This window comes from Bacillus cereus group sp. BfR-BA-01379 (assembly GCF_022663605.1).
Lineage (GTDB): Bacteria > Bacillota > Bacilli > Bacillales > Bacillaceae_G > Bacillus_A > Bacillus_A mobilis.
On the sequence record NZ_JAKUFT010000358.1, the window covers coordinates 1 to 208 of the forward strand.

Here is a 208-nt window from a genome sequence, read left to right on the forward strand (position 1 = left end):
CCACTACTTGTTGCATTGGCTTTTCTTCCACTTGTGGTTCCACTACCTCTTGTTGCACTAGCGTTTCTTCCACTCGTGATTCTACCACTACTTGCTGCATTGGTTTTTCTTCCACTTGTGGTTCCACTACCACTTGCTGCACTGGTTTTTCTTCCACTTGTGGTTCTACCACTACTTGCTGCACTGGTTTTTCTTCCACTTGTGGTTC

At 45.7% G+C, this 208-nt stretch carries 1 protein-coding gene; it reads right to left on the reverse strand.

The window, feature by feature from the left end:
- Positions 1–208, reverse strand: a 208-nt coding sequence (locus tag MR113_RS28235; protein ID WP_242257536.1) for a hypothetical protein, incomplete at both ends; no start/stop codon positions are given.